15 protein-coding genes are annotated in these 24,509 nt (G+C 40.9%); 8 read left to right on the top strand and 7 right to left on the bottom strand.

Annotation, left to right across the window (positions count from 1 at the left end; translation table 11 throughout):
• Positions 1-18: 18 nt before the first annotated feature.
• The gene (gene thrA / locus FDK13_RS31725; RefSeq protein WP_137344041.1) at positions 19-2,475 is read right to left on the bottom strand and encodes a bifunctional aspartate kinase/homoserine dehydrogenase I; all 2,457 of its coding nucleotides are present in this window, start codon (positions 2,473-2,475) and stop codon (positions 19-21) included.
• A 638-nt stretch (positions 2,476-3,113) separates the two neighbouring features.
• On the opposite strand from thrA, the gene FDK13_RS31720 reads away from it, so the two are divergent.
• A complete protein-coding gene (locus FDK13_RS31720; protein WP_229216306.1) occupies positions 3,114-6,260 on the top strand; it encodes a SusC/RagA family TonB-linked outer membrane protein in 3,147 nt (1,048 codons plus the stop codon).
• A 22-nt stretch (positions 6,261-6,282) separates the two neighbouring features.
• Entirely contained in the window at positions 6,283-7,743 is a 1,461-nt protein-coding gene (locus FDK13_RS31715; protein ID WP_137344040.1) for a SusD/RagB family nutrient-binding outer membrane lipoprotein, read from the top strand.
• Positions 7,744-7,858: 115 nt separating this feature from the next.
• Here the strand turns inward: FDK13_RS31715 and FDK13_RS31710 are convergent, their stop codons facing one another.
• Positions 7,859-8,620 carry a hypothetical protein gene (locus FDK13_RS31710; RefSeq protein ID WP_137344039.1) on the bottom strand — a complete coding sequence of 254 codons (762 nt, stop codon included), beginning with the start codon at positions 8,618-8,620 and terminating at the stop codon, positions 7,859-7,861.
• A gap of 218 nt (positions 8,621-8,838) precedes the next feature.
• Here FDK13_RS31710 and FDK13_RS31705 point away from each other — a divergent pair, with 218 nt between their 5' ends.
• A complete protein-coding gene (locus FDK13_RS31705; protein WP_137344038.1) occupies positions 8,839-9,093 on the top strand; it encodes a hypothetical protein in 255 nt (84 codons plus the stop codon).
• Here FDK13_RS31705 and FDK13_RS31700 read toward each other — a convergent pair whose 3' ends face one another.
• Positions 9,094-12,045, bottom strand: coding sequence for an FAD-binding and (Fe-S)-binding domain-containing protein (locus FDK13_RS31700; protein ID WP_137344093.1), 2,952 nt, complete (start codon positions 12,043-12,045; stop codon positions 9,094-9,096). It abuts the gene before it with no gap.
• A gap of 238 nt (positions 12,046-12,283) precedes the next feature.
• Here FDK13_RS31700 and FDK13_RS31695 point away from each other — a divergent pair, with 238 nt between their 5' ends.
• The 3 genes from FDK13_RS31695 to FDK13_RS31685 all read left to right on the top strand — a co-directional run bounded on the left by FDK13_RS31695 (position 12,284) and on the right by FDK13_RS31685 (position 14,504).
• Complete coding sequence (locus FDK13_RS31695; RefSeq protein ID WP_137344037.1) at positions 12,284-13,744, top strand: TlpA family protein disulfide reductase; 1,461 nt, start codon at positions 12,284-12,286, stop codon at positions 13,742-13,744.
• 86 nt (positions 13,745-13,830) lie between these two features.
• The gene (locus FDK13_RS31690; RefSeq protein ID WP_137344036.1) at positions 13,831-14,124 is read left to right on the top strand and encodes a type II toxin-antitoxin system HigB family toxin; all 294 of its coding nucleotides are present in this window, start codon (positions 13,831-13,833) and stop codon (positions 14,122-14,124) included.
• An 11-nt stretch (positions 14,125-14,135) separates the two neighbouring features.
• The gene (locus tag FDK13_RS31685; protein WP_137344035.1) at positions 14,136-14,504 is read left to right on the top strand and encodes a helix-turn-helix domain-containing protein; all 369 of its coding nucleotides are present in this window, start codon (positions 14,136-14,138) and stop codon (positions 14,502-14,504) included.
• An 11-nt stretch (positions 14,505-14,515) separates the two neighbouring features.
• Here FDK13_RS31685 and FDK13_RS31680 read toward each other — a convergent pair whose 3' ends face one another.
• Both FDK13_RS31680 and FDK13_RS31675 read right to left on the bottom strand, forming a co-directional pair.
• Positions 14,516-15,796, bottom strand: coding sequence for a sensor histidine kinase (locus FDK13_RS31680; RefSeq protein ID WP_170982968.1), 1,281 nt, complete (start codon positions 15,794-15,796; stop codon positions 14,516-14,518).
• Positions 15,793-16,470 carry a response regulator transcription factor gene (locus FDK13_RS31675; RefSeq protein ID WP_137344034.1) on the bottom strand — a complete coding sequence of 226 codons (678 nt, stop codon included), beginning with the start codon at positions 16,468-16,470 and terminating at the stop codon, positions 15,793-15,795. Before FDK13_RS31675 ends, FDK13_RS31680 begins: the two co-directional genes overlap by 4 nt.
• Before the next feature lie 169 nt (positions 16,471-16,639).
• Here FDK13_RS31675 and FDK13_RS31670 point away from each other — a divergent pair, with 169 nt between their 5' ends.
• A complete protein-coding gene (locus FDK13_RS31670) occupies positions 16,640-18,094 on the top strand; it encodes a TolC family protein (protein ID WP_137344033.1) in 1,455 nt (484 codons plus the stop codon).
• A 28-nt stretch (positions 18,095-18,122) separates the two neighbouring features.
• The gene (locus tag FDK13_RS31665; RefSeq protein WP_137344032.1) at positions 18,123-22,514 is read left to right on the top strand and encodes an efflux RND transporter permease subunit; all 4,392 of its coding nucleotides are present in this window, start codon (positions 18,123-18,125) and stop codon (positions 22,512-22,514) included.
• 162 nt (positions 22,515-22,676) lie between these two features.
• On the opposite strand, the gene FDK13_RS31660 is transcribed toward FDK13_RS31665, so the two are convergent.
• Together FDK13_RS31660 and FDK13_RS31655 are read right to left on the bottom strand one after the other, a co-directional pair.
• Positions 22,677-23,249, bottom strand: coding sequence for a DUF4136 domain-containing protein (locus FDK13_RS31660; protein ID WP_137344031.1), 573 nt, complete (start codon positions 23,247-23,249; stop codon positions 22,677-22,679).
• Positions 23,250-23,371: 122 nt separating this feature from the next.
• A complete protein-coding gene (locus FDK13_RS31655) occupies positions 23,372-24,313 on the bottom strand; it encodes a glycoside hydrolase family 43 protein (protein WP_137344030.1) in 942 nt (313 codons plus the stop codon).
• Between the last annotated feature and the right edge of the window lie 196 nt (positions 24,314-24,509).

Genomic DNA, 24,509 nt, shown 5'->3' with positions numbered 1-24,509 from the left:
CCAACAATTTAAAACCTTCTACCCCAAATAGCTACTAATGCTCATAATATCTGCAAACACTCCTGACGCCGTAACTTCCGCTCCTGCGCCTGGTCCTTTTATTACCAACGGGCGATCTTTATAACGCTCAGTCGTGAAGGAAACGATATTATCACTTCCGGACAAAGTATAAAATGGATGCTGCTGATTTACTGTTCTTAATTCAACAACCGCTTTCCCATTTTCAAGCGTCGCGATGTAACGAAGTTTTTCTCCGTTTGCTTCTGCATCCGATTGAAGATTGGCAAAATAATCGTCGGAGATGACCAGCTCGTTGAAAAACGCTTCAACCGTAGGTGCCGCAAGGCAATTTGCCGGCAAAAGCTGAGCCACTTTTACGTCTTCCGATTCTAGCGGAACGCCCACTTCACGGGCAAGAATTAATATTTTCCGGGCAACATCCGCCCCACTCAAATCGTCACGAGGATCAGGTTCTGTAAAACCCTGTGCTTTCGCTTCTTTTACAACATCCACGAATTTTATGCCGGGACCAAAAGAATTGAATATGTAGGATAATGTCCCGGAAAGAATCGCTTCAATTTTCAGGAATTTATCACCGCTGGCCATTAATCCCTGAATCGTATTAATAATTGGCAAACCTGCGCCTACATTTGTTTCATACAAAAACTTCACGCCTCTTTTTAAGGCAGTCCGTTGTAAGGAAATATATTCGGCGTAAGATCCGGAGTTGGCAACCTTGTTTGGTGTAACCACCGAAATACTTGCATCCAGCAACATATTATAATACTGAACGATGTCTTTATCAGAGGTACAATCAACAAAAACGCTGTTTGGAAGATTGAGCTCAATCATACGCTGAACAAAAGCCGGCAAGCTGGTTTTTACACCTTCTCCATCAATTCTTTCTTTCCAATGCGCTGAACCGATTCCGTCCGGATCAAGAAGCATTTTTTTTGTATTGGAAAGCCCGGCGATGTTCAGGTTTAAAAACTTTTCTTCCCGTAAATATTTATTCTGTTTTCTGACTTGCTCCAAAAGCGTACTTCCGATCAGACCTACACCAACAATAAACAAATTAAGCGACCGCGTTTCCGAATGGAAGAAAACACCGTGAATCGCATTCAGTGCTTTGGAAAGATCACTTTTTGAAATAACAACAGAAATATTAAGCTCCGAAGAACCCTGTGCCGTAGCGACAACGTTGATACCGTTTTTACCCAAAACAGAAAAAAGCTTTCCGGAAACACCGGTACTTTTTTTCATTCCTTCACCAACAATCGCGATGATGGACAGATTTTTTTCTATTGTAATACTATCAATATAACCGTACGTAATTTCCGATGCAAACTCTTTTTCCAAAACCTCGCTGGCTTTATTCGCATCACGGGGGTCAATTGAAAAACAGATTGAATGCTCCGAAGATGCCTGGGAAATCAGGATTACACTGATATCATTATGTGATAAAGCAGTGAAAAGTCGGCCCGAAATTCCGGCTACTCCGATCATTCCACTCCCCTGAATATTAACCAGCGCGATTTCATCAATCGAAGAAATCCCGGTGATTGGAAAATCTTTTTTATTCGCGTTTTTCTGTACATAAGTCCCTTCAAAATCAACATTGAAAGTGTTCAGTACTTTAAGCGTTATATTTTTAGCAAAAGCCGGCTGCAAACTTGGCGGATAAATCACTTTCGCGCCAAAGTGAGAAAGCTCCATGGCCTCGGCATAAGAAATCGAAGGAATTGTAAAAGCGTTATGCACTTTTCTTGGATCGGCCGTCATCATCCCATCAACATCCGTCCAGATTTCTATGGAATCCGCATCAAGCGCAGCTCCTAAAATGGAAGCTGTATAATCCGAACCACCACGTCCTAATGTTGTCGTGATACCTTCCGAAGTTGAAGCTATAAAACCGGTAACGCATTGCAAAGCCGATGCCCTCGCAAAATATTCCAGAATAAGCTGATTCGTAACAGCAAAATTAACATCGCCCATTCCGTATGTTTCGTTCGTACGGATAATCTGGCGTGCGTCGCAAAACTCTGCCGCGATACCTTTGCTTTTCAGGATTTCGGTGATAACAAGCGTGGAAAGTCTTTCTCCAAAACTCATGATCAGATCCATTGTCCGCGTAGAAAGTTCACGGATCCAGGAAACACCTTTCAAAATGTCTCCCAATTCATTGAAAAGTCCACGAACGGCAGCAAATGTACTGCTCTGACTTTTCACATTGATCAGTCCCCGAACGATCACAAAGTGGCGTTCCTCAACCACTTTCAGGAACTCAATATATTCACCGTTTCCGGCAGCGGCCATCTTTCCAATTTCGATCAGGCGGTTCGTGACACCACCCATAGCTGAAAAAACAACAGCGATTTTTTCACCGTTTGCCAGATTATTTTCAAGAATACCAATTACCTGTTTGATACTATCGACCGAACCGACCGATGTGCCGCCAAATTTGAGAACCTTCATTTAAAGCTATTACGAATTAACAAAATTTTGAATGAGCTGTGTGGACCACCCATTTACACAAGTTGCAAATATAGTAATTCAAACGCCTTATAGGTTGATTTTAAGAATGAAAAGCGGGACAGAATCCTACACTTTATCCTTTTTCTTCCTAAAAACCGATACGTCATACGCAAGGAAGAAAATTATAAAACCGGAATTTCCACTCCCAATCTTCAAACAATATCCTTTTCAATAATTCAAATCTTAAAATCACCGAAGTAGTAACCAAAAATCACAAACTAGATATAATACAATTAAAATTAAAATAGACAAAAATCTTATACTATTCGAAGAAATATTAAAATTATATATCAATAATTAGATATAAATGTTATTAATATTCTCTTTTTATCATTTTAAACGACTTTTTATTTTTAATTTTTTTACTTTTATAAAATATAATTCTGAATTAAATTATTTTAATATGAAAATTAAAATTGAGTCATTAATCATTTTTTGTACTCATTAAGCTTAATTTTTAAACCTAAAAATTGAAAAAAGTTACTTTTTATCATTTTATATTAATTTTATTTTAATTCGTTTTTTAATATTTCACTCCTTATTTATTCAAATATTACTATTACCAACTTAACTGTTTTATGATGAGAAAACTTTTTACAACTGGTTTCATGTCTCTTCTCCTTATGCTGAGCCTGGCTGGGTACGGACAGGAAGTAGCCGTTAAAGGCAAAGTGACCTCTAAAGGAGATGGCGGCCCCTTACCCGGAGCAAGTATATTGGTGAAAGGAACAAATCGTGGAAGCACAACCAATGCGGATGGAGAATTTACTATTACTACTGAAGCTAATTCTACTCTGGTTGTTTCTTTTATCGGTTTTAAATCACTTGAAGTTCCGGTCGGCACTCAGACAAATCTTAATATTGCTCTGGATGAAGATGCGACTCAATTTAGCGAAGTAGTGGTAACGGCCCTGGGTATTGCCCGTGAGAAGAAAGCATTGGGTTATGCAGTACAGGAAGTGAGTGGAAAAAATCTTACTCAGGCGCGTGAAACCAACCTTATCAACTCGCTTTCAGGCAGACTGGCAGGTGTTCAGGTAACAAACTCTAACGGAGCACCAGGCGCTTCTTCGCGTATGATCATTCGTGGAGCGAGTTCGATCGGAAGCAACAACCAGCCGCTTTTCGTAGTGGATGGTGTTCCAATTGACAACAGTAATTTCGGATCAGGAACAGGTGTGGATTATGGAAATGCTGCTGCGTCGATAAACCCGGATGACGTGGAATCGATCAGCGTTTTGAAAGGACCAAGTGCTGCGGCCCTTTATGGCTCACGTGGTGCTAATGGCGTAGTTTTGATTACCAGCAAAAGCGGAAAAGGCTCAAAAGGTATCGGTGTTTCTTTCAATACCAACACTTCCTTTGAATCAGTATTTCGTCAGCCTAGCTGGCAAAATGAATATGGACAAGGTGCCAAAGGCCTTTTCTCCTATAAAGACGGACAAGGTGGCGGTGTAAATGACGGTGTGGATGAAAGCTGGGGACCAAAATTGGACGGCAGATTATTGCCTCAGTTTGATTCTCCTATCGCTGCGGACGGAACAAGAACTCCTACGCCATGGATCGCACATCCTGAAAACGTTAACCAGTTTTACACAACAGGAAAAACCTATACAAATAACGTAGGTATCACAGGTGGTAACGAAAAAGCAGATTTCCGTTTGTCATTTACGAATTTGAAACAAAACGGCATCTTGCCTAACACAGATTACAAACGTCAGACTGTTTCATTGAACGCTGGCTGGAATCTTACTTCTAAATTGAATGTTAGAGCAACCGTTAACTACGTAAAAGACGGTAGCGATAACCGTAACAACTTCGGTTTATATTTCATCTGGTTCGGTCGTCAGGTTGACATGAACTCTTTGAAAAACTATACTAAACCAGGCAGCATTTACCAAAACAACTGGAACGACAACTATTGGACTAACCCATACTATCTGGTAAACAACAGTACACGTGAAAATGCTCGTGACCGTATGTATGGAAACATCGTTGCGACGTACAAATTGACTGACTGGTTGACTTTGACAGGCCGTTCAGGAACTGATTTTTACGAGGATCGTCGCAAGACAAGAGGCGCTGCACGTCAGGCAAAATTGGGAACAACCCAGCTTTATGACAGTTATAATGAAGAGCAGATTTTTGTTCGTGAATCAAACTCTGACTTTTTGTTGAACGCTACACATAAATTTGGTCAGTTTGATGTTACTGCCAACATTGGAGGTAACCACCGCTCTAACTTTGCACAAAGAAACTACATGGGAGCAACTGAATTAGCCATTCCAAGAGTTTGGAACATGGGTAACTCACGTCAGCGCCCGGTTGTTGAAAACTCGTTTATTGAAAAAACGGTAAATAGTTTATACGCTTCGGCTAACTTAGGTTTCCGCAATTATTTATTTGTTGATCTTACAGCACGTAATGACTGGTCAAGCTCTTTGCCAAGCAACAACAGATCGTATTTTTATCCATCAGCTGCGGTAAGTGCGATTATCTCTGACATGTTTGATATCAAATCTTCGGTTTTATCTTTTGCTAAAATCAGAGCCGGTGTTGCGCAAGTTGGTAACGATACAGATCCTTACCGTTTGTCAAGTACTTACAAATACGAAAACCCATGGGGAAGCACGCCAAGTTTATCAGAGAACAACGCGTTGTTAAATGCTGAATTAAAGCCTGAAATTACTTCTTCTTACGAGGTTGGAACAGATATCAGACTTTGGCAAAACCGCGTAGCATTGGATCTTACTTATTACAAAAAAGTATCATCAGATCAGATCCTTGACGTAAACGTGTCGAACACGACGGGTTATCTGTCCAAACTTTTGAATGCAGGAAAGATAGAAAACAAAGGTATCGAGATCCAGTTGACGGTTACTCCGGTTAAAGCGGGTGCTTTCCAGTGGGATCTTGGCCTGAACTGGGCACGTAACAAAAATAAGGTAGTTTCGCTGGCAAACGGTCTTACTACCTATCAGCTGAACACAAGCTACAACCCATTGACGCAGGCGACTTCTACAAGCAGCTTCCGTGGATTATCTGTTGAAGCGCGTGTTGGACAGCCTTATGGTACCTTCTTTGGAAAAGGATTTTTACGTGCTCCGGACGGACAAGTTGTTTATGATGCACAAGGATATCCAATGCTTGACCCGGTTAGCCGTGTATTAGGAAACTTCACACCTGACTGGATCGGTGGTTTCTCTAACACTTTCAAATACAAAAACTTTACGCTTAGTACTTTGATTGACGTTAAACACGGTGGAGACATTTTCTCTCAATCAATCAATGTAGGACGTTACACAGGTGTTTTAGCTGAAACAACATTAGGACGTGAAACAGGTGTTGTTGGACAAGGTGTGGTGAACACCGGAACTTCTGACAATCCGGTATATGTACCTAATGCGAAAAACATTTCCTCAGAAGAATATCACCACAAATATTACCTGCTTACAAACAACGAAAACACAATCTTCGATGCAAGTTATGTGAAGCTTCGTGAAGTGAAATTTACTTACATGATCTCTGGTAAGGTGATGAAAAAACTGCCGTTCCGTGACATCGCAGTATCGGTTGTAGGAAGAAACCTTGCCCTTTTGCATAGCAACCTTCCGCACATTGATCCTGAAACAAGTTATTACAACGACGGTAACTTACAAGGTATAGAAAACGGTCAGATTCCAACAACAAGATCTATTGGTTTCAACATCAGCTTCAATCTATAAGTAATTCTTTAATTGATATTTTATGACAAGCATTATAAATTCATTCCGCTCAAAAGTAGTACTCGCTGCAACCATTCTTTGCGTTTCAGCCTGTACCGGAGATTTTGATAAAATTAACACCAACCCAAACAGCGCAGCATCCGGAACAGCAGATCTTTTCATGCCGCATGGTATCCAAAGCGCAGTGGATATTCAGTCGGGCGGATCGCTTGGGATGGATATCGGAGAAGGTTTTTCTCAGCACTGGGCACGTATTCAGTATACCGATATCGATCAGTACACTGTTTCCAGCGACGTTTATACCGCTGGATGGTCTGGATTATACATCGAATCCCTTGCCGATTACACCCGCATTTACAAATTAGGTGCAGAATCCGGCAACACGAATTACCAGGCTGTGGCTGTAATCTTACGCTCTTGGGTTTTCTCTTTGCTGACTGATATTTACGGCGACATTCCTTACAAAAATGCACTTCAGGGCCTTGAAGGAACTTTACTTCCTACTTACGACTCTCAGAAAGACGTTTATGCAGGTCTGGTTGCCGAGCTAAAAACAGCGGGTGAATCAATTAACGTAGCTAATACAACGATGCCGATTGCGGGTGATATTCTATTCAATGGTGATATGCTGAAATGGAAAAAATTCGCAAACTCATTAAGTTTGAAAATTTTGGCCAGAATGATCGACAAAGCGGATGCTCCGATCAACGTTAAAACAGAGATCAGCAGAATTTTATCCGATCCTGCAAAATATCCTGTTATGGCTTCTGTTGCTGACAATATCCAGCTTAACTATCTGGACGCAACAAACAACCAGAACCCGGTTAATGTTAACCGCAAGACGCGTGATGACCATCGTGTTAGTGCAACATTGGTTGACCGCCTGACTTCTCTTAACGATGCACGTCTGCCAATTTATGCCAATTTACCTGCTGATGGAGGAACTTACAAAGGTGTTCCGAACGGCCTGGCTTCTTCGGATGCGAATGCACTTGGATTGACCAAAACATCAAAAGTTGGAAATTATTTTGTTGCCCCAACTGCACCGGGTGTAATTATGACTTATGCAGAATTGCTTTTCCTGAAAGCTGAATTCGCATACAAAGGAGTAACGATTACTGGTGATGCAGCTACCAATTATGCAGCTGCTATTACGGCGTCCTTTGCACAATACAAACTGGCAGCACCAACGGATTACATCGCAGCCAATGCTTTGAAAGCCGGAGCTGATGGTTTTACGCAGATTATGGAACAAAAGTGGATTGCACTTTACGGACAAGGCCTGGAAGCGTGGACAGAATATCGCCGTACCGGAATACCGGCACTTAAAACGCCTACACTGAACACAAACCAGAATGTCCTTCCAACAAGATTGCCATATCCAGGTTCTGAAGAATCTCTGAATTATGACAACTTCTCAGCCGCACTTGCAAAACAAGGTGGCAAAAATGATATGAAACTGAAACTTTGGTTTGCCAAGTAAAACTTCAAAGACCATTACAATTTTCGACTTGCATTATAACAAAAACAGGATATCAGCTTCGTGCGATATCCTGTTTTTTTATCCCGTTAAGTAACGAAAAATTATTTTGAGCGCCTCAAAATGCCAAACCCAGACCAGCTCCAACATTTACGACGCCGATAAACCTTTTCTCATTTAAACGGTCCGGATATTGTGTTCCACCAACATTTGCCACAATAGCAAGATCCTTAACTTCCGCTTTTGCTCCTATAACATCTCCGCTAATTTGGAAAAATAATGCTTTGACTAATGGTAAACGTAAACTTAATCCGGCACCAAATCCTATCGGTTTAACAATCGTATGATTTAAACTGACGTCAATTTTTGTTGCATTTGGATCGACGGTTCCTTCGGCTGTCAGTCCTTGTCCTGTTAAATAAACGGATGGCGTACTTGCCCTTACAATCCCACCCTGCACGTGCGCTTCAATCTGCACTCTGTTCATATTTAAATAAATAGCAGGACCAAAAAGTGCGGCTCCCATTTTCCACTCCGAAACATCACTTTGCCAGGTATAAGTCCTGCCAATAGCCTGCACATAGGAATTGGCTTTTTCAATGATTGGATCAGAATTCGTCTTGTTAACATTTAAACTCCCTGTGAGCCGGAACCCAAACCAGCGCCAGATCCGGTGGTCATAATTAACCTGGCCATAATGACCAGATCCGGCCAAACCCGCCAGCGGGTCATTCAGTTTTTCCCTGGCAAGTTGCCCGACAGGCAAGCTATATCCTCCAGTGACGGAAAAAAAGTTTTTAGTATCCTGCGCTTTGGTATCCTGATTTGCAAAAATCAGGATGGATAAAATCATGGCTGTGATGAATGGATAGAATTTCATAATTTAGGGAGTCTGTTTATAAAAAAACATAGAACTTCGATTTTGTGTTAATTCAGCAAGCTAAACACAAATCCAACGCTTTTAGTATATTATTTGTTCGTTAAGGCACGATTTAGGGTAATTTTTTCACCACAATTTAACCTAAACCTTATTTAATGGTAACATTTTGATTTGGTACAAAAATGGTAATGCAATAAGTGAACCAAATCACTACAATCATGGACAGGAAAGAAACAGATCAGGAAGCGAAAGCTACCAAAAACACTAAAAAGGTTTGGATGTGGGTGTTGGTTGCCGGCGTGTTATTGATGGCAATTGCTTTTTGGGGAGGATTCTTAAATCATGGCGAGCATTTCAGCGAATCAGATACTCCATCTGAAAATGCAGCAATGCCTGCCGATACCGCGGCATCAGATACAACCATGGAAGTTCATCCGGACACCATTATGAAAAGCGTGCGGGGCACTGAATAATCAATTCAGTGCTTCCCATAATATTTCGATCGGATGTTTTGCCTTCCGTCCGGTCCCATCCTTAATCTGATGCCTGCAACTAGTTCCGGGTGCGGCTATAATAACCTCATCCGGCTGTTGACGAACTGTTGGAAAAAGCACTAACTCTCCAATTTGCATGGAAACAGCATAATGCTCCTCTTCATATCCAAAAGATCCGGCCATTCCACAGCAACCTGATGGAATAAGCTGAACCTTATAATTTTCGGGTAAAGACAATGCTATTTTCGAAGTCAATAGCGACGACAAAGCTTTTTGATGACAATGTCCATGAAGTTTTATAAGACGCTGCTCTTTACTAAAAGAGGCTTTTGTAATTCTTTTAGCTTCAATTTCCCTTGTAATAAATTCTTCAAATAGCAATGCGTTGGTAGCAATATTCTGAGCATCGATTTTCAAATGCTCAGGAACAAGATCAATATATTCATCTCTGAACGATAAAATCGCAGATGGTTCAATTCCGATTAAAGGTGTTTTTTGCGTGATAATATCTTTCAGCAATTCAATATTTCGAATAGCGAGTTTCTGCGCTTCTTTTACCAATCCTTTTGATAAATACGACCTTCCGGATTCTGCGTGTTCCGGAATGATAACTTCGTAACCCAGCTTTTCCAAAAGCATCACTGCTTTTTTACCAATTTCTACATCGTTATAATTGGTAAACTCATCACAGAAAAGATAGACTTTGGAATGCGTTTCAACATTTGTATTTTTTGACTTTCTTTTTTCCCACCAATGTTTCAAAGTAGTACTTGAAAGTAGCGGCATGGACCTTTCCGGATGAAAACCCACCATTTTATTCGCAACTTTTCTAAGAGCCGGAGTTCCAAAAACAGCGTTGAAAGCCCAAGGGGCAATTGAAGCCAGTTTCATCTGTTTGCCAAAATTCGCAATCAGATTTGTCCGTAACGGAATTGAGTGCGTTTCGTAATATTGTTGCGTAAATTCAGCTTTCATCTTTCCTACATCAACGCTGGACGGACATTCAGATTTACACCCTTTGCACGATAAACAAAGATCTAAAATCTCTTTTACCATTTCCTGCGAAGTTCCTGCTTCGGCAGTTTCGCCCCCAGGCGTCAGGTATTGTCTTAAAATATTAGCCCTTGCGCGTGTCGTATCACGTTCTTTCCGTGTGGCCATGTAACTTGGACACATCGTTCCTCCTGTCAATTCCGTTTTCCGGCAATCTCCCGATCCGCTGCATTTTTCAGCCAGACGAAGCATTCCTTCCTGTTTTGAAAAATCAAAAGTCGTGGCGATATGAGGTTGCGGTTTGTCTTGTTCGTACCGCAAAAACTCGTTCATCGGAGGCGTATCAACAATCTTGTTTGCATTAAAAATGCCATTCGGATCCCAGATGCGTTTTACCTGACGGAAAATTTCGTACACTTCCTCTCCCATCATAAACGGGATAAATTCGCCACGAAGCCGCCCGTCTCCATGTTCCCCGGAAAGTGCTCCCTTATATTTTTTGACAAGAACCGCCGTATCTGCTAATACCTGTCTGAATTTCTGTTTTCCTTCACTGGTTTTAAGATTAATCATCGGCTCCACGTGCAATTCTCCCGCACCGGCGTGAGCGTAGTAGGAGGCATGTAATCCGTGACTGGCAATCAGTTTTTCCAGATCCGCGATATAGTCAGGTAAATCTTCAACGGCTACAGCGCAGTCTTCAATTAAATTAACAGGCTGCGTATCACCCGGTAAATTTCTGATTAATCCCAAACCTGCTTTTCTGATGTCCCAGGCCTTTGTTGCATCGTCACCAAATAATAAAGGATAAGCATAACCTAAACCTTCTGAAAGCAAATCGGCGATAAGAATTTCTGCCTGTTTTTTAACTTCTTCATCCGTATTTCCCCAAAATTCAACCATCAGCAAAGCAGCCGGATCGCCTTCAAGAAAAAATCTGTTTTTGGAATAAATATGATGGCCTTTGGTAAAATCCATGATATACCGGTCCACCAGTTCGGAAGCTTTCGGACTATATTTCATAGCAACGCGATTCGCATGAAGTGATTCTGCTAACGAGTTTGCATGGATACAAACAACACCAACCGAAGCTGGCGGCATATCTACTAATGCGATTTTGGCTTCTGTCACAAAACATAAAGTGCCCTCCGAGCCAGCGATAAGATTACATAGATTGATCTGATCTTTTTCAAAATTATTAACCAGCGCATCCAGCGCATAACCGGAATTTCGCCGTGTTACCGTTGGTTTTGCAAATTGTTTTTTGATTAATTCCTGATCAACCGGATTTGACAAAACCCCCCACATACCAGCATAAATCGCCTGTTCACGTTTTCCGGAAGTGTTGAGAGAAAGTTTTTTGGTATAATCTCCGACAACGGAATTATTAAAAACCGTTTCCGAACCGTCAGATAATAAAGCTTTCACTTCCAGTAAATGATCACGCGTTGTTCCCCAGCTTATCGAATGTAAACCGCAGGAATTATTTCCGATCATTCCGCCAATCATCGCCCGACTGGCAGTTGAAGTTTCCGGCCCAAATAGTAAACCATAAGGAGCCAGATGTTTATTCAAATCGTCCCGGATTACCCCGGGCTGAACTCTCACCCACTTTTCCTCCGCATTGACTTCAAGGATCGCTCCGAAATGTTTTGAAATATCGACTACAATTCCTTTTCCAACCACTTGCCCTGCAAGAGAGGTACCGGCTGCTCTTGGGATAAGCGTTACCTTTTGGTTGTTGGCAAATTTTATAAGTCTGCGAATATCCTCAACCGTTTTTGGCAAAGAAACAGCAAGCGGCATCTCCTGATAAACGGAAGCGTCGGTTGCGTAAATTTTTCTTTGAGCTGTATGTAATGTTGAATCATCGAAGTAAAGTTCTCCTTCAAATTCATCACGAAGCGTATTAAAATCAAGTAAGGTCAGGCGGTTCATCATTGTCTGGTGCCGGAAAAAGCAAAGTTTCTAAGTGTTCAGGAATTCCCGATTCACAGTCAAAGATAGCTCTACGTTATGAAAAATAGAATGATCGTCCTGACATCGGCCGTTTTGACGAAAAGAAATTCGATATTGGCACAGTTATTTCAATTTCCTGTAACGTTGGAGTTATTATAATCATTTGATTATAAATTCCTTATTATTCATATAAACAACAAAACCAATCTCTGCATTCATGAAAAAAATTACCACACTTATTTTTCTTCTTTCCAGTCTGTTATCTTTTGCCCAAAAGACATCGACCATCACATTAACTGCCACTAAATCCAATGGGGGCATTGTTTCGCTCGTTTTGGAAGATGTACATTTCCACCCCAACCTGGGAATAGGGCTTGCAGATACAAGGCTGGAACCACTTGCAATGGTTAATTTCAAAGAGAAAAACTCCGAAAGAGTTAGCACTGCATTAAGTGAACCGAAAATTATGCGTCTTCAATATAGCGGAGGTGGTGTAAATAAAACCTGGATGTTATTTATTCAGCCTGGTGATGATTTGACAGCAAGTTTTGCAGGAAATGCAGATGTTACTTTTTCCGGCAAAAACGCTGTTTACCAGGATTTCCTGAAAACCTATTTTCTTGAAAACCAGTACCAGTACTTACCGGTTTTCGGCTACAAACCATCTCAAATTGATAACAAAAGTGTAGCGCAGCAAAGTGATAGTTTGCAGAAAGTAAGACAAACCGCTTATGCGACATTTAAATCTTCAAATCCGCCATCACCTGCTTTTGATGCTTATGTTAGTGCTACGACAACGACTGAACCTTTCCTGATTCACAGATTACTTCAGGAGAAAATCATGCGTAGAAACCGAGCAAAAAAACTGGATCCGGCTCAGCAAAAGGAACTGGAAGATCTAACATTGGCTAATTTTAAAATTTTACCGGATGAGGCTTTATTGAGCCAGTCTTACCGTGATGAGTTGAGAAACTGGATTTTGATTCCAACAACCAGAAAATTCCCGCTGGATTCTGCCACACGTTACGAACTTAGTCCGGCAGCTGTTACTGACGTTTATGATTTCAGCAAAACAAAATTGCAAGGACATCCAAAACAGGAAGAATATCTTCAGACTTATTGGCTCAACTATGCGGCAACAGCGATTCCAACTTTGGAAACCAGCCAGACTTTGTTAACAGATTACAAAGCCAAATATCCAAAATCCGAATACACTGATTATTTTACCAAACTTTTAGAAACAAAAGCAAAGCTGACTCCTGGTTCAAACGCACCTGATTTTACGATGTTGGGCATCGACAGCACGGCTGTTACTTTGAGAAATCTGGAAGGCAAACCAACTGTGATGGTTTTTCAGTTTAATATCGGAGCACATGAACCTGGCCTGAAAGCGATGGAAGCAAAATATGCTGATAAAGTAACATTTACTTATGTAACGCTTATTTCAGGAATGCCATTTGGAAGCTGGAAAACCTATGCACAGGACAGAGCCGGCGTGAAACATTTATGGGCTTCGGAAGACAGTGCGGAATCATTAAGACAAAATTATGCGGTGGATATTCGCTATCCGTTTGTAGTAATCAGCGCTTCCGGAAAAATTGTTGAGCGCTGGTTGCCGCAAGAATTTCCTAATAATCAAAGTTTGGAAAAGGCTGTGGTTAAGGCGATTGGGAAGTAAAGAATTTTGATTTATTATATATAAGGAAAAAGTTGTCCATACGGCAACTTTTTCCTTATATATTTGTTCTACAATTGTACAGCACTATGAATGTTATCAGCCACAAAAAATTAAAAGATTTTTACGAAGTACATTCTGATTCAAAAGCGTATTTAACAGCCTGGTTTAAAACCGTAAGAAGAACGAATTGGAAAGATTTAAATACCTTAAAACAGGATTTTCAAAGTGCTGATCTTATTGCAGACAATAGAATCATATTTAATATCAAAGGAAACCATTACAGGCTGGTTGTTCGTATAAGCTTTGAACATAAACGAGTAATGGTTAAGTGGATTGGGACACATGCAGAATACAATAAAATAGATGCACGGACTATATAACTTACACAGGTATGGAAATTAAATTGATCGAAACGGAAGAAGAATACAATCAAGCCATAGCAAGGATTGATCTGTTATTCGATGCACCAAAAGGAAGTAAAGAAGCGAAAGAACTGGACTTATTAGTACTTATTGTCAATAAATATGAAGATGAAAATTATCCAATTGACGAACCAGATCCAATAGAATATATTAAAATTCGAATGGAGGAAATGGGCCTAAAAGCGGCAGATCTTGTCCCATATATGGGAAATAAAGGAAATGTATCAAAGGTATTAAACCGAAAAAGGGGCTTATCCATTGAGATGATTAGAAACCTGAATAAAGGTTTGGGATTTCCTCTGGACGTGCTTATTTCTGAACATGCCCTGGCTTCTTAACTTTAAAATAATTACCCAGTCACCTCCTTCACCTCTTGCCGAATAATAATCGAGTGAATCGTTTCATGATAAGTGTATTCAATTTCCAGTGAATAATTATCACAGATCTGCTTTACAATTGCCAGCCCTAACCCAACTGATTCTGCTCCGGCTGATTCCTTTTTAAACCGCTCGAATAATCTTTCCGGATCTGTACTCAGCGCACTACCTGTATTACTGATCTTTAAAAAGTTTTCATCCGATTCAAGATAAAGCTGACCATTTAAATAATTATGACGGATGGCATTGCTCAAAATATTATTCAGTAAAATATCAGCAAGTGAAGGCGACATATTGATATCAAAACGACTTCGTAAATCCATCTTTACTTCGATTTGTTTATGCGTTAAAATATCTTCAAAATCCGAAAGTTTGCTTTTCAATAAATCTACCAGATCAAGATCTTCGCTATCTGTAAATTGCTGATTTTCAATTTTTGCCAAAAGTAACAATCCCTGATTTAACCGGGACATCCTTCTGGATGCATGATAAATTTCCTCAATCCAGTACGTGTGGTTTTCACTCAAATCTTTGGATTGAATGAATTGTTCCACTCTCGCATTTATCAGCGCAAGAGGCGTTTGTATTTCGTGGGAAGCATTTTCGGTAAATTCTTTCAGGCTAGTATAATCATGCTGCATCTTGTCAGCCATCTTTTTCAACACATCATCCAGCTCGCTGAATTCGGTTACTTCACTTTGAGGGAGCTGTAATTTTTCCTTTTTTGTTAAATCAAATTCCTTAATTCTGGTCAGCGTATCGTAAAACGGTTTCCATAATTTTCCCGAAAGTCGTCTTTGAAACATGAACATACTGATCATAAGCAATCCTAAAAACGTAACCATAGCCGCGGAAATCGCCTCGATCAATTTGTAGGATTCAATCATGGATTTTCTGATCGCAACCCGGTGCGGAACGCCTCCAATAATCGTATAAAAAGTCAATTGACGGAACGGCCCGATTCCTTCATCATACCGATTTTGAAGCAGCGTATCTTTAAATACCACGGCATGGTTATACTCACCGCTTACCGGAACGACTTCAATTTTATTCTCAACAAAATAGGAATTGTTGTTCCAGGTGTCATGCGAGCGAATAAAAGATTCAAAGTCACGCATTTCAACTTTCAAACGCGTTTCTACTTCATCATAAATCATATATTTGATGATCCAGTAAAACGCAATCCCGACGGCCAGATAAATGACCAGCGAAACCATCAGATAAATGCGGCTTGTTTTTTCTAGTAGTTTCAAGAAGCTGCGAATTTATAGCCAATACCATAGATAGACTGAATATAGTCTCTTCCGCCCTTTTCAAGAATTTTGCGCCGTAGATTTTTAATGTGTGAGTAAACCATATCCAGAGAATCTGCCGAATCCATATGATCGCCCCAAAGATGTTCCGCGATCGATTCTTTGGTAAGTGCAACATCGATGTTTGACAAAAAATATAAGAGCAGATCATATTCTTTTCTGGACAAAAGTGTTTCCTTTTCTCCAACGAAAACTTTTCTGGCTTGTAACTGAACCCGGATCTCCCGCCAGGCCATATCATTATTTCCTCCAAAATTCCGGCGACGGATCAGTGATTTTACGCGGGCATTCAGTTCGGAAAGATGAAAAGGTTTGGTCATATAATCATCCGAACCGATTTCCAGTCCTTTTATCTTGTCTTCCAGTGTATTTCTGGCCGATATAATAATGATTCCTGTTGTAGCAGCTATCTTTTTCAAAGTTTGAATAATACCAAAACCTTCCCCATCCGGAAGCGTTAGGTCCACAATCGTACAGTCATATTGATACAAACTGACCTTTTCATCGGCCTGCCAGAACGTATTAGCAACCTCACAAATGAATCCTTCTTTTGTCAGATAATCCACAATGCTTTCCGCCAAACCTTTCTCGTCTTCGACAACTAATATTTTCATTTAAGAATGTAGTTATTATCAGGCAAAACTATATCCCGATGTTGGAAATATTTAGGAAATAATTTTATTCTATAAGATTAGTAGACTTTTCTTCTGAATTCCCAAATGTTTCCCAAATTGGCTTTTAGCTTCGTTTAAAATTTCCTGACAGCAATTATAACCTATTCCAATGTTCTATCAAATTCTTCAAAAAATCCCATTTCGGGATGCTTATTTTCCTGAAAAGCGAAAAAAGCAGACTTTCCCGAAAAAGAATTACCTGTTTCTGCTTATAACTTTATCTTCTGCCATAACTTTTCAAGCTGTTGCTCAAAAAGTTACGTTACTGCAAATCCTTGAAGAAGGCAAGCAAAACTACCCGTTCCTTAAAGCAAAACAGGCCGAAATAAAAGGAGCCGAAAGCCGGGTCAAATCTGTTAAAACGGATTATCTGCCATCCTTTATTGTGCAGGACCAATATACCTTTTCTACCGGAAACAGTGTGAACGGTGCTTTTTTGCCAAATGAAGGAAGCGCACTTTCCCCCTCTGGCGGGATTCGTACCGAGAATATCTATAAAGGTACTTTCGGCAGTTTCACAACGGCTATGGTCGATTGGAAAGTGTTCAATTTTGGAAAGGTTAATGCCAATGTAAAAGCCGCACAGGCCGATATCAACCGTACGCAGGCTGATTACGAAAACGAACTTTTCCAGCATCAGGTGAGAATTGTGGATGCTTATCTGGTTTTACTTATTAATCAGAAACTGGTTGAAGCACAACGTCAGAATCTGGAAAGAGCACTTGTTTTCAAGCAAGTTACCGATGCAGCCGTAGAATCCGGTATGCGTCCAGGTGTTGACAGTTCTTTGGCCGGAGCGGAATTTGCCAAAGCGCGTTTGTTACTTTTAGAAAGCAGAAGAGCTGAAAAAGTACAGCGTCTTCGCCTTTCTGAATTAAGCGGACATTTAGAAGATAGTATTCAGGTTGATACGATGCGGTTTTATTCACAACTTCCTGTGACCGTAAATTCAGAAAATACTTTCCTTAAAAATCCAGCGCTGCTTTTTTCACAATCGCAAATTGATGCATCTTATGTACGCAGTCAGGCTGTTAGAAAATCATTTCTTCCATCTATTTCTTTGACCGCGGCTGGCTGGGGAAGAGGTTCGGGCGTTTCTAATACCGACAATTCATATCGGACAGACTTTGGAAGCGGTGTTAATTATCAGGTTTACAATTATCTGTTCGGCCTTTCTACCCGTTGGAATCTGACGAGTATTCTTAAAGTTAGAAATGATTATAAAGCGGAACAATTTCAGGTTGAGCGCTTTAAAGAAATATTTAATACACAGAAAATTCAGCTGGACCGACAATCAAGAGAAGCGCAGATGCAGCTTGAATTGTCGTTGGAACAGGCAAAACTTACACCAATCCAGTTAGAGGCCGCGCATACGGCTTTTAATCAGGCAGAAGCAAGATATGAAAGTGGACTGACGGATCTGTTCACATTGGCACAAAGCGTAACAACATTGAACCGTGCCGAAGTTGACAGCTTTATAACGAATGGAAATGTCTGGCGTGCTTTACTGATGAAGGCGGCAGCTTCCGGAGATTTGTCACTGTTCCTGAACCAGTTAAAATAATTACTCCTTTTCTTTAAGATCAATCGTTATGTATCAACTCATTCGAACTGCCTTACGACAACCCATTTCCATCGTGGTTGTCGTCATCGGCATCCTGTTTTTCTCCATTTTATCTATCAGAACCATTCCTGTGGATATTTTCCCAAACCTGGATTTGCCAACGATTTATGTTGTGCAGCCTTACGGAGGTATGGCGCCCGACCAGATGGATGGTTTCATCGCCACTCGCTATCAGGATCACTTTCTGTATGTTTCGGGTATCCGTGATGTGGATGTAAAAACGATCCAGGGACTTTCGCTGATCAAGCTTTCTTTTTATCCGGGAACCGATATGGCGCAGGCCGCTGCCGAAGTCGCCAATAATGTGTCGCGGGCAAAAGCGTATATGCCTGAGGGTACCGTACCACCACAGGTCGTTCGTTTTGATGCGAGCTCGGTACCGATCGGACAAATGGTTTTTGAAAGTAAGTCGAGATCGCTGAATGAAATCCAGGATTTTGCCTCTTCCCGCGTGCGTCCGATGTTTTCCAGAATTCCGGGCGTTTCCAGTCCTCCGCCATTTGGGGGAAACCAACGTACGATTGTGATTCGTGTTGATCCTGAAAAAATCAGAAGTTACCACATGACACCGGAAGAAATCATTAAATCCATTGTCATCAATAATCAGCCTTCGCCGGCGGGAAATATCCGTATGGGCGATCGCACATTAATGACGCCGGTAAACTCTTTGATCAAAAAACCGGAAGATTTCCTGAATATCCCAATACGTATCGGAGCCGGACCTACCGTTTTTGTAAGAGATGTTGGTACCGTTGAAGATGGCGCCGACGTAACGGTAAGTTATGCTTTGATCAATGGTCGCCGCGCTGTTTATATTCCGGTTGTAAAAAAATCCGATGCATCTACTTTGGACGTTGTAAATAATATCCGGGCTGCTTTGCCTCAGCTGAGAAATGCGGTACCGGAAGATGTAAAAATCTCTTATGAATTTGACCAATCGGTTTACGTTACAAACTCGCTGAAAAGTTTAATTACGGAAGGTATTTTGGGGGCGTTATTAACCGGTTTGATGGTTTTGCTTTTCCTGAGAGACTGGCGAAGTGTAATTATCGTAGTTGTAACAATCCCGATTTCAATTCTGTCTGCGGTGATTTTGATGAATTTGTTTGGTCAAACGATCAACATTATGACGTTGAGCGGACTTGCGCTCGCCATCGGGGTTTTGGTCGATCAGGCGACGGTAACCATTGAAAATATTCACCAGCATCAGGAAATGGGCAAGCCCAAAGAACAGGCCATCTGGGATGCTTGTAAAGAAATTGCCTTTCCGGAATTCCTGATTTTGCTGGCAATTCTTGCCGTGTTTGCGCCATCTTTTGTTATGACTGGCATACCAAGAGGAATGTTTTTACCGCTTTCCCTGGCCGTAGGTTTTGCGATGATCGCGTCATTTTTACTATCCCAAACACTGGTACCGGTATTGGCAAACTGGCTTTTGAAAGATCATCCAAAACATGAGGCACCAACACTTGCGCTGGATTCTCAGGAAGTTCATGATGTGATTGAAGAAGGAGATCATCCGTCTTTACCACCAACAGGTTTTGAAAAATTCAAGCTGAAATATCTTAACGTTTTGTCCGGTATTATGTCAAAAGGAAAACTGGTCGTTCCTGTTTATCTGGTGGGAGCGGTGATTTTGATCGTTGGTGGATTTGTTTTGATTGGAACCGATATTTTACCCAGAGGAAACAGTCATCAATTCCAGATGCGTCTGCGGATTGCGGACGGAACGCGTGTGGAACGTACCGAAGAAGCTACTTTAAAAGTGCTTGACCTGATCAAATCCGAAGTTGGAAAAGAGCATGTGGAAATATCATCGGCCTATGTCGGAACCGTTCCTTCGAGTTATGGTACTTCCAATATTTTCGTATTCAACAGCGGTCCGCATGAAGCTGTTTTGCAGGTTTCTTTACATGAAGACTTTCCAGTAAAAATGGATGCTTTGAAAGAACGTTTGCGTGAAAGAATCGGAAAAGAACTTCCTAAGCTGCAAATCTCTTTTGAACCGATTGAGCTGGTTGACAAAATCATGAGCCAGGGATCTTCCACACCTATTGAAGTCAGTGTGGCTGCGAAAGATGTGAAGGAAGCAGGGAAATTTGCCAAGAAAATACAGGCTGAAATGAAACATATTGCTTTCCTGCGTGATGTTCAAATTGCTCAACCTTTGGAATATCCGATTCTGGATGTAACGATTGACCGTGAAAGAGCGGGACAATTAGGAATTACTTCCACGCAGGTTGCAAGATCCATGGTTGCGGCGACTTCTTCCAGCCGTTTTACAGACAAAAACTTATGGCTTGATGACGCGAAAGGTTTGGCTTATCAGGTTCAGGTTCAAATTCCGGAATATCAGATGACTTCCGTGCAGGACATTGGAACAATACCATTAAAAAGCGGAGCAAGTAATCCGTTACTGGCTGATGTGGCAACTTTTTCAGAAAAAACAACGCCGGGAGAATATGACCGCGCTGGTCCGAATCGTCTGGTTACAATTACCGCAAATCTTCAAAACATTGACTTAGGTACAGCTACAAAGGCGGTTAACAAGGCAATTAAAGACGCTGGCGACCCGCCACGTGGCGTGCTTGTAGAATTAAAAGGTCAATCGAATCTGCTGACTGAAACTTTGTCAAGTTTGCAAACCGGTTTGATGATTGCGGTAATTATCATGTTCCTGCTTTTAGCCGCGACTTATCAATCATTTAAACTTTCGCTCGTTGTACTTTCCACAATTCCAGCAGTGGTTGTTGGTTCAATTGGCTTGCTATTAATTACAGGTGCAACGTTGAATCTTCAATCTTACATGGGTCTGATCATGTCTGTCGGGGTTTCTGTTGCCAATGCGATTTTGATGGTTACCAATGCCGAAAACCTAAGATTGGAAATTGGTGATGCAGGCAAAGCAGTAACGCTGGCAGCCGGCAGCCGGATCCGCCCGATTTTGATGACCAGTATCGCAATGATTGCCGGTATGATCCCGATGGCTTCCGGTTTAGGGGAAGGTGGAGATCAGATTGCACCACTTGGACAGGCAGTAATCGGAGGTTTAATTGCCTCGACATTAGCGTCGCTATTGATTCTTCCTGCTGTCTTCACTTTGGTACAAAGAAAAGCGAGTGTTCATTCTGTTTCCCTGGATCCAGAAGATCCTGAAAGTAATTTCTTCCGTAAAAACCTTCAACCATCCATTTCCATGAATCCCATTAAATCAATTATCATACTTTTTATTGTTTCAGCAACGCTTATTTCATGCGGTTCTGAGGCTGGATCCGAGAAAAAATCGGAAGAAAAACCAGCAGAGGCCCAATCCACAGAAATGGCTTATGTGCAAAGTTTGCAGCCTTCCAAAAAAATGGCTTTACCTGGGGAATTGCTTCCGTGGAATAAAGTAAACATTCATCCAAAAGTGAAGGGTTTTGTAAAAACGGTTCAGGTTGATCGCGGTTCGATGGTGAAAAAAGGACAGGTTTTGGCAGTTCTGGAAGCTCCCGAAGTTATTTCTGAATTGAATCAGGCAAAAGCGCAATTGATTGCAGCGGAAGCAAATTTGAGCGAAATCACCAGCAAATACCAGATAAGTGGAAATACTTACAACCGTATCCTGCGTACCAACAAAACAAAAGGTGCGGTTTCTTTAAACGAGATGGATATTGCACATTCAAGAGTTTTAACGGACAGTTCGGCAGTGGCCGTAGCAAATGGCAACGTTCAGGCAGCTCGTTCTTTTGTCAATTCAAAATCCGAACTGGCAAAATACCTGATCGTTTCCGCTCCTTTTGACGGAATTATTACGGAAAGAAATATCAGTCCGGGTGCTTTGGTTGGCCCGGGAGAAAGCGGAGCAAAACCATTATTTGTTTTGGAAGACAATACAAAGCTGCGTTTAACACTGGCTATTCCTGAAAACCTTACCAGCGCAATTCCTGACAAAGGCTCAGTGACTTTCACTGTAACCGCAAGTCCGGAAAAACAATACACGGCTAATTTCGCCAGAAGTTCAAGAAGTTTGTCGGAAGCTAATCGTTCTATGATCACTGAATTTGACTTCAATAACAGCGGTCGTGAGTTGAAGGCTGGAATGTACGCGCAAGTTCAATTAAACACAGAACGTACCGGCAAAACCTTATTTGTACCTAGAACTTCTGTCGTAAATTCAAGTGAACAGGTTTTTGTGATCCGTCAAAAAGATAACAAAGCGGAATGGGTAACAGTGAAACCCGGAACTGTTGTAGATTCTCTCGTTGAGGTTTTCGGTGATTTGCATGAAGGTGATCCGATCATCAAAAAAGCATCCGAAGAATTCCGTAACGGCGAAGCTTTGCAAGTAGCGACAAAGACCGTTGCAAAGAAAAACTAAGTGCGTCCAAGCCGCAGAGCGGCAAAATATTTGTAGCAAACCTAATACCTCGGACTGCAAAAAAGGTGCAGCGCACCGCAATAAAAATCCACACCATTACAAATAAAAAAATGGGAGACAACGCAAAACGTTATCTCCCATTTTTCATTTATCAAAAAGCTTTTATTTTGAACTATACGTATCTGAAGTCGCCTGAGGAAATGTTCTCAAAATATCGACCATTGTATTTTTTACCATTGTTTCACGATCATCCTTTTTTGTAGGCGGTTTCACTTTTCCGGAAGCCCAACCCTGCCAGATCATCTTGTCACTATTCTTTTGATAAATATTCAGGATAAAACGGCTTTCCTGATAATTATAGGTTGAAATATTATTTCCACCGCCATACCACCACATGTAAGGGGAATAGTTGTTGTTAGACCTTACCTGCTGGCGCTCCTTAACGTCCGTCATAAAACGAACCAGAATTTCCGGATTTGGATCCAGTTTATAACCTTTGCCCTGCATAACTTCAATTACAGCATCTCTCAATCTTCTCTTATTCAGCTCACTACCCAACAATGGATCTTGTTCGTTATTACGCTCAGGCGCTACATTGAAAGTTTTGAATTGTTTAAGATTTACGGACGAATCATAATCATAACTCGTTTGAAGTGCCTGACTACAGGCAAGCATTAAAGTACCCGCCACAACCATCACCGCGATGGATTTTGTCACTTTCACTATCCTTTTCATATAGTTGATTTATTTTAGTTTACGATATATCTGACACCGGTTCAGCGGAAAGGTTTAATTCTTATCATCAGATATCTATTTAACTTAAAAATCTGTCAAATTAATATACCGGAAGAAAAATATCATTTATTACTCTTTTCCAAGCCGTTAAAAATCTGCTTGCTAACTTTAAAAATCGTCCCGTGACGGACTCCTTTTGGAAAACTTACCTTGCTTGAAACATCTTCCCAAACTTTCATATCTTTCGATCTGACTGCCCCATATTGATGGTCGCGGTACTTGTCGAAATATACAAAAGTGTATTCATTAATTGCGATTGCTGTCGGTCCTTCTGCCCAATAATTTCCAGTGATCGGAGGAGATGTTACGACAGGATAAGGGCCGGAAGCATGTTTTGAACTGACCACACGAATATTTTTTTCCGCCGGTTTCGGGTTTTCGTTTTTCACAAACATGTAATACAATCCATTTTTCTTCAAAATCGTAGCATCAATCACACTAAAGTCCGGATTATAAAAAAGTTTGGTTTTACTGAAAGTTTTGAAATCAGGCGTCGTAACGGCGTAAATCCTGTGATTTAAACCTTTTTCACTTTCAGAATCGGCAACATCGCTATGTCTTCCCGGAATTGTGGTTGCCCAGTAAATGATATAATTCTTCTTTTCATCATCGTAAAAAACTTCCGGAGCCCAGCTATTTTTCGCAGTCGGCTCATGTTCCATTACCGGAATAGCCTTTTGCTGAGACCAGTGAATCAAATCTTTGGAAGATGCATAACCGATAATTTTATCATGCCAACCTGTTGTAAAAATCATATGAAAAAGTCCATCCGGGCCTTTTATAATACAGGGATCACGCATTAGTTTATCCTTTCCAACCGTCGGTGTTAAAAATGATTTTTCGTTTTTAAAAGCCTGCCATTTAAATCCATCTTTGCTGTACGCAAAATGTAATCCATCCTGTCCGTTATCAACGAAATAGGAAAAAAGATAAACATCGTTTTGTGCATTTCCTGACTTATGAAAGACAACAAGGCTTACGAGAATTAAAAGGAATCTTCGCATGAAATTTGAATTTATTGAATCATTGTAAAAAGGAAAACGCATCCAAAATTACTTTCAGCTGCGTATAATTATTTCCCTTAGGTTTCTGTAATACTAATAATGATGATAAAAAACCAGCCTTTCGTTTTTCCTGATCAAACAAAATCCTGAAAGTGAAAGGACAGAACAGCCACTACCAACTTCACTTTTTCAACAA

Origin of the sequence: Dyadobacter frigoris (assembly GCF_005280585.1) — a bacterium.
Lineage (GTDB): Bacteria > Bacteroidota > Bacteroidia > Cytophagales > Spirosomataceae > Dyadobacter > Dyadobacter frigoris.
Note: the sequence above shows the minus strand (reverse complement) of the source record. Positions and strands in the feature narration are given on the sequence as shown.